The organism is Anabaena sp. UHCC 0451 (genome assembly GCF_034931405.1).
Classification (GTDB): domain Bacteria; phylum Cyanobacteriota; class Cyanobacteriia; order Cyanobacteriales; family Nostocaceae; genus RDYJ01.
Map to the genome: position 1 here is coordinate 63,136 of NZ_JAYGHA010000027.1, position 12,151 is coordinate 75,286.

General features: G+C 35.3%; 13 protein-coding genes. 8 read left to right on the forward strand and 5 right to left on the reverse strand.

Annotation, left to right across the window (positions count from 1 at the left end):
• Positions 1 to 76 precede the first annotated feature (76 nt).
• Genes VB694_RS18450 through VB694_RS18460 form a run of 3 tightly spaced genes read left to right on the forward strand, consistent with a single transcriptional unit; the run spans position 77 to position 2,938 of the window.
• Positions 77 to 1,561 (forward strand): AAA family ATPase, encoded by a 1,485-nt coding sequence (locus tag VB694_RS18450; protein ID WP_323361794.1) that lies wholly within the window; start codon positions 77 to 79, stop codon positions 1,559 to 1,561.
• Complete coding sequence (locus VB694_RS18455) at positions 1,551 to 2,246, forward strand: hypothetical protein (protein WP_323361795.1); 696 nt, start codon at positions 1,551 to 1,553, stop codon at positions 2,244 to 2,246. The genes VB694_RS18450 and VB694_RS18455 overlap by 11 nt, the downstream gene beginning before the upstream one ends.
• A gap of 47 nt (positions 2,247 to 2,293) precedes the next feature.
• A complete protein-coding gene (locus VB694_RS18460) occupies positions 2,294 to 2,938 on the forward strand; it encodes a Uma2 family endonuclease (protein WP_323361796.1) in 645 nt (214 codons plus the stop codon).
• Between the two features lie 85 nt (positions 2,939 to 3,023).
• On the opposite strand, the gene VB694_RS18465 is transcribed toward VB694_RS18460, so the two are convergent.
• Complete coding sequence (locus tag VB694_RS18465) at positions 3,024 to 3,875, reverse strand: ABC transporter ATP-binding protein (RefSeq protein WP_323361797.1); 852 nt, start codon at positions 3,873 to 3,875, stop codon at positions 3,024 to 3,026.
• Positions 3,876 to 4,375: 500 nt separating this feature from the next.
• Between VB694_RS18465 and VB694_RS18470 the strand changes: the two genes are divergently transcribed.
• Positions 4,376 to 5,128 carry a YebC/PmpR family DNA-binding transcriptional regulator gene (locus VB694_RS18470; RefSeq protein ID WP_323361798.1) on the forward strand — a complete coding sequence of 251 codons (753 nt, stop codon included), beginning with the start codon at positions 4,376 to 4,378 and terminating at the stop codon, positions 5,126 to 5,128.
• Positions 5,129 to 5,277: 149 nt separating this feature from the next.
• Here VB694_RS18470 and VB694_RS18475 read toward each other — a convergent pair whose 3' ends face one another.
• A complete protein-coding gene (locus tag VB694_RS18475) occupies positions 5,278 to 5,724 on the reverse strand; it encodes a DUF29 domain-containing protein (protein ID WP_323361799.1) in 447 nt (148 codons plus the stop codon).
• A gap of 328 nt (positions 5,725 to 6,052) precedes the next feature.
• Here VB694_RS18475 and VB694_RS18480 point away from each other — a divergent pair, with 328 nt between their 5' ends.
• The 4 genes from VB694_RS18480 to VB694_RS18495 all read left to right on the forward strand — a co-directional run bounded on the left by VB694_RS18480 (position 6,053) and on the right by VB694_RS18495 (position 10,863).
• A complete protein-coding gene (locus VB694_RS18480; protein WP_323361800.1) occupies positions 6,053 to 7,318 on the forward strand; it encodes an FAD-dependent hydroxylase in 1,266 nt (421 codons plus the stop codon).
• A 5-nt stretch (positions 7,319 to 7,323) separates the two neighbouring features.
• Complete coding sequence (locus VB694_RS18485) at positions 7,324 to 7,908, forward strand: hypothetical protein (RefSeq protein WP_323361801.1); 585 nt, start codon at positions 7,324 to 7,326, stop codon at positions 7,906 to 7,908.
• A 150-nt stretch (positions 7,909 to 8,058) separates the two neighbouring features.
• A complete protein-coding gene (locus VB694_RS18490) occupies positions 8,059 to 10,248 on the forward strand; it encodes a transglycosylase SLT domain-containing protein (protein ID WP_323361802.1) in 2,190 nt (729 codons plus the stop codon).
• Between the two features lie 126 nt (positions 10,249 to 10,374).
• Positions 10,375 to 10,863 carry a hypothetical protein gene (locus VB694_RS18495; RefSeq protein ID WP_323361803.1) on the forward strand — a complete coding sequence of 163 codons (489 nt, stop codon included), beginning with the start codon at positions 10,375 to 10,377 and terminating at the stop codon, positions 10,861 to 10,863.
• 115 nt (positions 10,864 to 10,978) lie between these two features.
• Here the strand turns inward: VB694_RS18495 and VB694_RS18500 are convergent, their stop codons facing one another.
• The 3 genes from VB694_RS18500 to VB694_RS18510 all read right to left on the reverse strand — a co-directional run bounded on the left by VB694_RS18500 (position 10,979) and on the right by VB694_RS18510 (position 12,112).
• Positions 10,979 to 11,266: a TMEM165/GDT1 family protein gene (locus VB694_RS18500; RefSeq protein WP_323361804.1), complete on the reverse strand. Its 288-nt coding sequence runs from the start codon at positions 11,264 to 11,266 to the stop codon at positions 10,979 to 10,981.
• Positions 11,267 to 11,303: 37 nt separating this feature from the next.
• The gene (locus VB694_RS18505) at positions 11,304 to 11,681 is read right to left on the reverse strand and encodes a TMEM165/GDT1 family protein (RefSeq protein ID WP_323361805.1); all 378 of its coding nucleotides are present in this window, start codon (positions 11,679 to 11,681) and stop codon (positions 11,304 to 11,306) included.
• Positions 11,682 to 11,761: 80 nt separating this feature from the next.
• Entirely contained in the window at positions 11,762 to 12,112 is a 351-nt protein-coding gene (locus VB694_RS18510; protein WP_323361806.1) for a YkgJ family cysteine cluster protein, read from the reverse strand.
• Positions 12,113 to 12,151: the final 39 nt, after the last annotated feature.

Below are 12,151 nucleotides of genomic sequence, written 5' to 3' on the forward strand. Positions count from 1 at the left end.
CATGTAGATGATCTACAGTTCTTCGCATTTTTGGTAGACTTGAGCTATGAGTATGTTAGTTGAGAGGTGAGTTTATATGAAATTAATCATCAAAAATTTGGGACCCATTAAAAATAATACTCAAGCCATTGATTTAGATAAGGATTTTTTTGTATTTGTTGGCAGAAATAACAGTGGTAAAAGTTATGTAGCTCAATTATTATGGGCAATTTTTAATCAAGATTTAATTAATAAATTTGCTCATAAAAATCTAGATATCCTTAACAATTACATAATTGAAAATGTAAATCACCTCGAAGTTGGTTCTGAGTTGTTGGCTAAAATATTGACTAGATATAGTTTGTTTTTACAAGAAGAAACAAAAAAAGAGATATTTAATATAAGTGAAAAATCGGAAATAGTGAATTCCGCAATACTTAATAATAATATTGTTCTTGACATTGTAATTAATTTTGATTATGAAATATCTGAATTAAAAGAACAAGAAGTTAGGTTTATTCATGAAAGTGAAAATATATTAGAGTATATTGAAGTTCAAAAAAATAAAGGTGAATTAATATATAAATTTGAAGACAAAGAATTACCAGAGAATATTAAAGGAGTAATACCTAAAATCTTTTTAGATAGAAATTTAGTTGATCAAAAAAAGTCTGTTCTAATTACAAGCATAATTATAACTATGCTAAAACATCAGCATGAGACTTTTTTCTTACCAGCTAGTAGAATCTTCTTTCCTACATTTTATCGTTATATTTATGATATTGAAAGAAAAGAACGTGAACAAAATTTCAAAAAAATTGTAGATTTACTTGAAAATAAAAAAGATAATTTTCAATTCCCTGATGTCAAAGAATTTTTTCAGAGACAATATACAGAACCTATGAATAAGGTATTTGAAAAACTGTTTAATATCTTTAAAGATAAAGTCAAAGAAAATTATATTGATCTTGTTCAACAGCTAAAAGAAATTCTTGGAGGTGAAATAATAACTGTTGCTCAAGAAGTAATCAGTCCAATAGAATTTTATTTTAAAACTCGTGATAAGATTTTACCAATGTATTTAGCTTCTTCATCTGTAAATCAATTAACACTGATTTATTTATATCTAAAATATTGGGCAGAAGAAAAAGACAATTTCTTAATGATAGATGAACCAGAAGTAAATCTACACCCAGAGAATCAAATTAAATTTTTAAATATCTTGATACAGTTTGTTCAAAGTCAAACAGGAAATAAAGTATTAATCACAACTCATAGTTCAATTTTAGCAAATGCTATTAATAACTATATATATTTGGATATTCTTAAAAATCAAAATGGAGTTAATGTAGAAAAAATTATCGAAGATAATAAATTGTACTATGTTGATTCATCTGTATCTATAGCAAAAGAAAAAGTCGGTGTTTATTTCTTCACAGGTGATAAAATTATAGACTATGAAAGCGGTGATTATGGTATCTATTTTAGGAACTTTAGAGAAGTTGAAAATAACTTAGATAAATCACTTCGCATTCTGACTGATTATATCTACACTCAAGAAGATGAGGTAGATGATGAGTAAACGTAATAAACGCGATGTGCGTAATTTAAGAGATGAATTTCACAAAGCTTTATTAAAACAAGAATTTATTGTTGGAATTCCTGTAGCTGAAAATGAAATAATTGAAATTGAAGAAAAAAACTCTAATGCAAAATTGAAGAAGATATGTATTCAAGGATTAAACCATTTTGACGCAAAGTGCAAAGTAGAAAGAATTTGGAAAATAAATTTAGAAAAACCTATACCCGGTATAGCAACTAGCAGCAAAACTACAGAATGCGCTATTGTAGTTTTACAAAAATATGAAAGTAGCTATAGATTGAATATTTTATTAATTGAGTTAAAATCTAGCATAGATAACAAAGAACTAGAGAGAATTTCCGAAAAATTTAGTTGTGCAATGTCTAGAGTATATATGTTACTCGTTTTGAATAATCACTTAAATCCCAAACAAGGTTATCATGAAGAAGAAATATATGTAGATTTTCAAGGAGTTTTATTTTATCAAATATTGTCGGAAGGAAAGAAATTAGAAGAAAATAAATATAGTAAATTTTCAGAAATTATCAAAAGTGATAATAAATCTGGTACATTGATTTGTCAGACAATTTTGAGAGATCAAGATCAAATTAAAGTTAAGTGTTTTTGTCACCAAAATAATGACAAGCAAACAGAAATTAGAATAAATTTAAAAGATTTGTTATAATAAATACTTAATGAGTAGTCTTAAATTCCTACTATCCCTTTTATGTTATGAATGTAGCTATTCCTGTTTTTAAACCCGTTAGTCAAATACAACTAACACCCGGTAGTAAAGTTACTATTCCTGATGTTAGTTGGGATGAATTTGAATGTATTTTACAAGAACTGGGAGAAAAAAGAAATTCAAGAATTGCTTATAGTCAAGGTATTTTAGAAATTATGGTGCCTCTTCCTGAACATGAAATTCCCAGAGATTTAATTTCTGATATTGTCAAAATATTATTGAAAGCAAAAGGAATTAAATATCAACCTTTTGGTTCAACAACTTATAAAAAACAAGGTATAGCAGGTGTTGAACCAGATGCTTGTTTTTATATTCAAAATTATCAACAAATGATAGGTAAACGGCGTTTACAACCAGATGATCCACCACCAGATTTAGCTATAGAAACTGATGTGACATCAAAAACAACTCTTGATGCTTATGAGACAATTGGTGTTCCTGAATTATGGATTTTTGATAGTGGTAAGCTGTCTATTTATTTGTTGCAAAATGGGAAATATATCAAGTCTGAAAAAAGTCCATATTTTGAGAATATAGCTATTACTCAGATTATACCTGATACTGTTGAGCGTAGTTGGCAGGTGGGCAGTTTTCAAGCTTTGGAAGAATTTACTGAGATGATTGAAAAGTAATGAAAGAGGAGTAAAACTAACCCAAGATTTACCAGCATTTGTTAGGGTTAACTATCGTACCTCATTCTTACCCACCTAATTTATATCAAACCATCGCTTGACCATCTCTAGCAAACAAATACACCTTTTTCGTATCCACACTTAAAGTCAATTTCGATCTACCTTGAATTTCAGGAGAACTGGCAACTCTAGCAATTAAAATTGAAGAATTTTGATGGTTTTCTTGTTTATTCATCTCTGTGGATGTAGCACCATCTCGGTTTTCTTCTACTTCAATTTTATCTACTCCTGCATGGAAATAAATAATCATTTCATGACCAAGAGATTCAATTGTTTCAACATCTACTACAATTTTATGACCTTGGGTGATTTCTGTTTTTTCATAAGCAAATGCTTCTGGACGTAAACCAACTAAAATTTCCTGATTGAGATAATTTTCTAATTCTTGATAGCGATTTAGGTTTTCTGGATTTACAATTAATGGTTGACCAGAAAAATCAATGGTAAACTCTCCTCTTGCATTTTTCCTAAGTTGACTACGAAAAATATTCATTGCTGAAGAACCAATAAAACCAGCTACAAAAATATTAGCAGGAAAGTCATAAAGTTGTTGAGGTGGGGCAATTTGCTGGAGTTCTCCACCTTTCATGACAGCAACGCGATCGCCCATTGTCATTGCTTCTACTTGATCATGAGTAACATACACCATAGTGATACCCATACTTCGTTGCAATTGGGCAATTTCTGTCCTAATTTGTACCCGCATTTTGGCATCTAAATTAGATAATGGTTCATCCATTAAAAATACAGAAGGGTTACGCACAATTGCCCTTCCCATTGCGAATCTTTGGCGTTGTCCTCCAGACATTTGTTTTGGTTTATTATCCAACAACCCATACAGGCGACTAAAATCAAGGAAATCAAAAACAAACTGCATAATAGCGGAATCGACAAATATTTACAATATCTAAACATGATCTTCCTAAATTGGAGCATGAATTTAAACTTTTCATGTAAGAATTCAGGTGAGGTGATAAGATCCCCGACTTCTTTTGTTTATTATGTCCATATGTCCATAAATGATAAATTGATCTTAGAAGTCGGGGATCTGGGTATGAACAATTGCTATAGCTGAATACTTACCTTTTCATACTTCATTGAAGTACAAGAATGTTACCAATATTTTGCTAATGACTGTGGGTAGCGATCGCATAACCAGCGATACCAGACTTTATTTTATTACCTTGATTTGGTAATATTGATGGAGTTGTTGAGTTGATAGGTAACATTCAGAAATTTGCAGATGGAAAACTTCCACAATCATATTAGTTTGAATTTTAACCAGCAAATATAAAAGTTTGCTTAATCTGAAATTTGCATTTGAGTGAAAGCTAGATATATCATAAGTTTGAATAGAGTGTTAATATTTTTGAAGTTATGGCAGGACATAGTAAATGGGCAAATATTAAGCGTCAAAAAGCGGTAGTGGATGCAAAAAGGGGAAATGTCTTTACTCAGCTATCGCGGGCGATTATAGTTGCAGCTAGAAACGGTATACCAGATCCAGCGGGAAATTTTCAGTTGCGGACAGCGATTGATAAAGCCAAGGCGGCGGGGATTCCCAATGATAATATTGAAAGAGCGATTGCAAAAGGTGCAGGTACTTTCAACGATAACAGCATCCTCGAAGAAATTCGCTATGAAGGTTACGGTTCTGGTGGTGTAGCGATTTTAATTGAAGCTTTAACAGATAATCGTAATCGCACCGCCGCAGATTTGCGAGTAGCTTTTAGTAAAAATGGCGGAAATTTGGGAGAAACAGGTTGTGTAAGTTGGATGTTTTCCCAAAAAGGGGTATGTATAGTTGAAGATGTGGTTGATGAAGAATCGCTTTTAGAAGCTTCTTTAGAAGGTAATGCAGAATCTTATGAAATGATAGAAGATGAAACCGCTGAGGTATTTACTGAGGTGGTAAATTTAGAGAAACTTAGTCAAATATTGAAAGATAAAAGTTTTAATATTACAGATGTCGAATTACGTTGGATTCCTGGAAATCAAGTAGAAGTCACAGATCCAGATCAAGCTAAATCTTTGTTTAAGTTAATTGATACTTTGGAAAGTTTAGATGATGTCCAAAATGTCACTGCTAATTTCGATATAACTGAAAATTTAACTTACCTTTGGGGGTGAAAGTCCCCGGCTTATACAAGCAGCGGGTTTTGCGTCGGGGTAAAATCCCCGTTTCAAAACTTAATTCTACATTCTACATTCTAAATTCTTCATTCTTTTAATGGCTTTGAGTTGGTAAGCAACCATTTTTAACAGTCAGCTTCTAACAGTTATGGTAGCCAATTTTCATCTAATAATTGTGCAAGTGTATAAGGACATTGTTGAGGAAATTGAATCATCATACCTGTTTTTTTGCTGACATATTTTAATGCTTTCTGATAAACTTTATCTTGATTTTCTTGCAAATGATTTTGCAGATTTTTAGTTAAATATTCATTAATTTGTGTTCTAAAACTGATAATTTCAGCTTGCCAATGGTTAGCATTATATTGATTTTCATCTTGCCAATATTGCAGCAGTAATAAATGTCTAATAATTTGTTCTAACAAACTCTCAACTGTCAATTTATCTCGACGACTCATTGCTTCTAATTCCTCAATTAAATGCTCTAAATCCAGAGCATCTAGTTGTTTTTCTTTTAATAATTGGAGAGTTTGTTCTAACCATTTTTCATTATCAACTTCATAAATAGAATACAAATCACTTGTTTGAGTCATGGCTTTACTCACTTGAATTTACTTGTTAAATGACTAATAAGAAATTATTCTAATTATTATTCTACCACATCATCAAACAATTATAACTTATGCACAATGTGGCTGAAAACCATACAGAATTGGTATAAGTCCTAATTATAAAAAACTGTCAACTGTAAAAATATCGCGTTTTTCTAAAGTAGTCAAAGCGAACTCTTTTTTTGTTTTAGCTAAACTAAACTCGCTGTAAGACATAAACTCATTTTTAGGGGAATTTTCCTCTCAAAACTTGCTCTCTCGCGGGACTTGCGTAAAAATAATAAGTAAAACGCCGTCATCTATCTTTACAATGTCACTCACCCAGCTTACTCAAACCCTTACCCCTCCCCACACAACCCCAGACAAACCAGGATATGATTATGATTTGGTAATTGTCGGTGGTGGAATTGTGGGTTTAACTCTCGCTGCTGCTTTAAAAGACTCTGGCCTTAGTATACTGCTGATCGAGGCTAGGGTGACATCAGCGGCAGTAACCAAAGGCCAAGCTTATGCTGTACATCTGCTGTCAGCGCGAATTTTCCAAGGAATTGGTATTTGGGATAAAATTCTGCCTAATATAGCTAAATATAGACAGGTGAGTTTATCTGATGCTGACTATCCCGATGTGGTGAAATTTCAAACTGCTGATTTGGGAACACAAACGCCAGAATTAGGTTATGTAGCTGAACATTCTGCACTGTTAGAACCTTTACAAGAGTTCGTCAAAAATTGTGCAAATGTTACTTATTTGTGTCCAGCAGAAGTTATGAAAACGCAGAATGAAAAAGATATAGTTACTGTGAATATTAAAGTTGCAGATGAACAGCAAACAATTAGAACTAAATTGTTAGTTGCTGCTGATGGTTCACGTTCACCAATTCGTCAAGCTGCGGGAATTAAAACTAAAGGTTGGAAATATTGGCAATCTTGTATTGTCGCTTTTGTGAGGCCAGAAAAATCTCATAACTATACAGCTTATGAGAAATTTTGGACTAGTGGACCTTTTGCAATTTTACCTTTACCTGGGAACAGATGCCGCATTGTTTGGACAGCACCCCATGAAGAAGCAAAAGCTTTGTGTGCTTTAAGTAATGAAGAATTTTTAGTAGAACTAACTAAGCGGTATGGTGATCAAATGGGTAAATTGGAATTATTAGGCGATCGCTTTATTTTTCAGGTACAGTTAATGCAGAGCGATCGCTATGTTCTCCCCCGTTTAGCTTTAGTCGGTGACGCAGCACACAACTGTCATCCTGTCGGTGGACAAGGTTTAAATTTAGGTATTCGTGACGCAGCAGCTTTAGCTGAAGTTATCCAAACCGCACACCAAAATGGTGCAGATATTGGTAAAATTGAAGTTCTCAAACAATATGAACAGTGGCGAAAAAAGGAAAATCTCGCCATTTTAGGTTTCACTGATTTATTAGATCGAGTATTTTCTAATAACTTCTTACCCGTGGTAATAATCAGACGTTTGGGTTTATGGTTTATGCAAAGAGTTCCCATTTTGAAAATCTTTGCACTCAAATTAATGATTGGTTTAACAGGCAAAACTCCAGAATTAGGAAAACAATAAAAATCATGAATTTTAAAATTCTACCTTACTCTGTGGCAGTATTGATTTTATGCAGCGGCTACACAATCACTCAATCTGTATCAGCAAATCAGCCATTAGTAATAGCCCAGTCTATCTGGAAAATATTTTCTTCGCCAGCGGGAGGATTTCGGATTTTAATGCCAGGTACACCTACAGAAGCCAAACAAAAAGTTAATACTAAAAATGGCACTGTAGAAGTCAATCTTTTCACAGTTGAGCGTCAACAAGAAGATGTAAAATACACAGTTGCTTATATTGACTATCCAGAAGAATATATTGAATTACTGAAAAGTAATAATATGGTAGAAGCAGCGATAGAAGCTGGTAAAAAAACAGCTTTACAGAACGCCAAGGGAACTTTAATCAGTGAAGAAAAAATTTCTTTAGGTGGTTATTCTGGAAAGGAAATTAACTATACCAAACCAGGCGATAAAATTATTAAACAAAGAATATTTTTAGTTAACAAAAGGTTATATCAGATCAGTGCAGAAACTAGCAAACAAAAGCAAAAATATTTAACTAAGAGTATCAGTGGTTTTTGTGACTCGTTTACCCTGTTACCCAAGTAAAATCAGAAAATTTCCCAATCTAAAAACTCCTGACTCCTAAAAATATCCAATCTGCAACTCAAAAGTGATAACATTTCCCGGCAGTAGTGTTAAAGTGGCAAGAAACTGATCGGAATTTTTTTCCAGACGCTAGGCTAAAAGCGGGTATCCATGCTGAAGAAACTACAAAACAAGCAAATTTATGTGATCGCTGGGGCTGGACTATGTGCCTTTTTAGTCGGGGGTATGGTATCAGCCCCAGAAGCTGGAAAAACCCTGAGTAAATGGTTGAACCTGAGTCAGAGTCAGCCTAATAAACTAGCTGAGACTAATCAAACTAAGTCGATTGTCTTTGATTTAGTGTCTAAATCTTTACCAGAACGGGCGGTAAAACTAACGGAAATTGCTGAAAAAGGCAGTTCACCAGATCGGGAAAGGGCGCGTTATCTGTTAGCCAGTGATTATATTGAAACTGATCAAGGGAAAAAAGCCCTCAGTTTGCTGACAGGACTGGAAAAAGATTATCCTGTTTTAGCACCCTATATTTTGCTAAAACAAGCCCAAGCGCAAGATGTTGTGGGTGAAAAGGGTAAAGCTTCGGATCTGCGGCAAAAAGTGGTAAAAAATCATGCTCAAGATCCAGCGGTAGTGAAGGCGATATATTTGATTGGACAACCAAAACTACATGATCAAGCGATCGCTAAATTTCCTTCCCATCCCCTCACTTGGGAAATTATCCGCAAACGCTTGCGAGAAAATCCCAATCAACCCAAGTTACAATTAACTTTGGCAAAATACGCCTCTCATCAACCAGGAATTATTGGTGTTTTAGATCAGTTGGTGAAACAGCCTCAACTCACATCAGCAGACTGGGAACTAATTGGTTCAGTATATTGGGATAATAATGAATTTACTAAGGCGGCTAATGCTTATACAAAAGCACCCAAAACAGCCAAAAATCTCTACCGTATAGCCAGAGGGTTACAAATAGATAAAAAGCGAGATCAGGCTGTTGCTATTTATAAACAACAAATACAACAATTTCCCACAGCTGAAGAAACGGGAACAGCCTTATTAAGATTGGCAGAAATAGCTCCTGGGAAAGCTGCCTTACCTTATCTTGACCAAATAATTAATAAGTTTCCTAAACAAGCACCGACAGCACTGGTACAAAAAGCCAAACTGCTAGAAACTCTCAATGATAAACAGTCAGCTACAGCAGCATGGAAATTACTGTTAGGTAAGTATAGCAATTCTGGGGAAGCGGCAGAACATCGCTGGAAAACTGCCCTAGATAAAGCCAAAAATAGAGATTACGTAGGTGCATGGCAATGGGCGCAACCAATTGCTACGGAAAATCCTAATAGTATTCTCGCTCCCAGAGCCAGTTTTTGGGTAGGTAAATGGGCAACTATACTAGGAAAACAGGAAGAAGCACGGACTGCTTATAAGTATGTACTTAGTCAATTTCCCCAATCTTATTATGCTTGGCGTTCTGCCAGTATTTTGGGTTTGGATGTAGGTGATTTTAATAACCTACGCTTGATGAATCCAGAAATTATCCCCCCTCAGCGTTCTGTACCTCCAGCGGGTACTGATGCTTTTAAAGAGTTGTATTTGCTGGGACAAGATCGAGATGCTTGGTTTGAGTGGGAAACAGAATTTAAGAACAACAATCAGCCTACCGTAGCTGAACAATTTACGGAAGGGTTGATGCGGTTAGCAAAGGGTGAAAATCTGATTGGTATTGCCAAGATATCTAAATTGGAAGATCGGGAAACACCAGAAGAACAAGCAGAATATGCCGCTTTAAGTCAACAGATCACTTATTGGCAAGCCCGTTATCCGTTTCCTTATTTCCAAGAAATACAAAAATGGTCTACTACACGCCAACTTAATCCCCTGCTAGTTACGGCTTTGATGCGCCAAGAGTCAATGTTTCAACCAAAAATTAAATCTATAGTCGGTGCGACTGGTTTAATGCAGGTAATGCCCAGTACAGCTGCATGGATAGCCCCACAAATCAATGTGGATATGAAAACTATTAATTTGGAAAATCCAAATGATAGCATCATGCTGGGTACGTGGTATTTGGATCATACCCATCAGCAATATGGCAATAATTCCATGTTAGCGATCGCCAGTTACAATGCAGGTCCTGGTAACGTTGCTAAATGGCTGCGAACCATACCCAAACAAGATCCAGATGAGTTTGTGGAAGAAATTCCTTTTGGTGAAACCAAAAATTATGTCCGTCAAGTATTTGGTAACTACTGGAATTATCTGCGGTTATATAATCCATCAATTTCTGCTTTGGTAGGTAAATACTCAACAGAACACCCTCAGTTACCGACTCAGTGATGATAAGCAGGAGAAACTAAAACTTTACATGGAATATTGTTGGTGAATTGTAACAGTTAATTGCTATTTGTTGTCAAAGTCTTTCCTTGAGTTAGAAACTAAGAATACAACAAAGTAATTATTCTTATGAACGCTATTTCTAACTTTGAATTTAAACGGTCAACTTGGCAAACCGCCGTCATGTTGACTTTAGGCTTTTGGCTCAGTGCTAGTGTGGTTTTAGATTGGGTAATTATGCCTACTCTTTACGTTTCTGGCATGATGAACGAAGCGAGTTTTACTACAGCCGGATATGCGATTTTTTGGAATTTTAATCGCTTAGAATTGCTATCTGCTGGTGTCGTATTGACTGCTGTGTTGGCTATGGGAAAAGCTAAATCTAATTGGCGCGTGAGTAGTATCTTCTTATCTTGCTTGCTGCTCACGGCAGCTTTGTTAGATACTTATTTTTTAACACCGCAAATGTGCGCTATTGGTAGTAATTTAAGTTTCTTTGCGGACGCAGGTACAGTTCCTGAAACCATGAGTTTACTTCACGGCAGTTATTTTCTATTGGAAGTATTGAAACTTGTGGCAGGTGGGATGCTTTTAAAGTGGTGTTGGCGGGAAGCTTAAAAGAATGCAGAATTTAGAATTTAGAATTTAGAATTACGTTTTGTAACGGGGGATTTTACCCCGACGCAAAACCCCCTACTTATAGAAGCAGGGGACTTTAACCTCCAAAGGTGAATTAATCTGCTTCAGTTTCACTGTTCGGTAAAAGTAGACGAATAGCTAGAATAGCAAATCCCACAGCAGCGATCGCTTTTAAGATGCGAGTAGGAAATAATTCCGCTACTGCTCCCCCAGCTAATGCTCCTAACAAACTCGTTAATACTAACGCTCCTGCTGTGCCAAAAAATACAGCCTTTCGAGATTGACCTTGACCAGAAAGAGCGATCGCTGCTAACTGACTTTTATCACCTAATTCAGAAAGAAAAACTGTTACAAAGCTTAGTCCTAAAAGATTCCAGTCCATAATTTTCTCTATAACAACTGAACTATTAACCAATCAATTAACCAATCAATACATCCCAAAACAGCATTACAGAAATCAACAACAACATGACCCCTGCTGATTTTTCTACAGTTTTAGGACTAAGTTTACTCGCTATAAAACCACCAAGCAGCACACCTAATAAACTGGTAGTGACTAATGCTGTTCCCGAACCCAGGAAAACTATCCAAGGTGCATGAGATTCCGCACTCATTAACAAAGTGGAAAGTTGAGTTTTATCGCCAATTTCCGCCAGAAAGATGGTGATGAAGGTTGTCCCAAATACCATAAATAAGGATTCTTGCGGTTTGCGATTTTCCTTAACTAGAGGCTGAAGTGAATAGCTTTCAGTTTCCGATAGCTGAGAAATGGGAACAGGTGCAGTATCAAGTTTCACAGGTGTTAGTTTTGTCTCTAAGTTATTTTCATATTCCTTTCATTTTCTCATAATGTTGTCATAAATGGCAACAAGATTTCTCAAAAACCCACAGCTTGATCAAAACGAATTTGTTCCAAACTGCGATCGCCATATACTGCCTCAATTTGCTGACGACAGCAGTCAATAGCAAAATCGTTTAATTCCTCCGGTTCAATTCCAAACATATCTAGAAATGTCTCTTCTTCCACCCGACAGAAACGCGGACGACTAGCATAAATCGTACATTCTTTGGTTTGATGGTCAAAATTCACACACCATCCGTCCTCACCTACCATACTCAGGTAAAGTCCCAATTCCTCTGGGGAAAGATATTCTTCTAAGTCGGGACGATCAGTAGGATCAAGATGACAGCACGCTCCACACTGCTTTATACATTGCCAAGTAGCCATAATTTACCTCTGGGAGTTCAGGAGTCAGGAGTCAGGAGT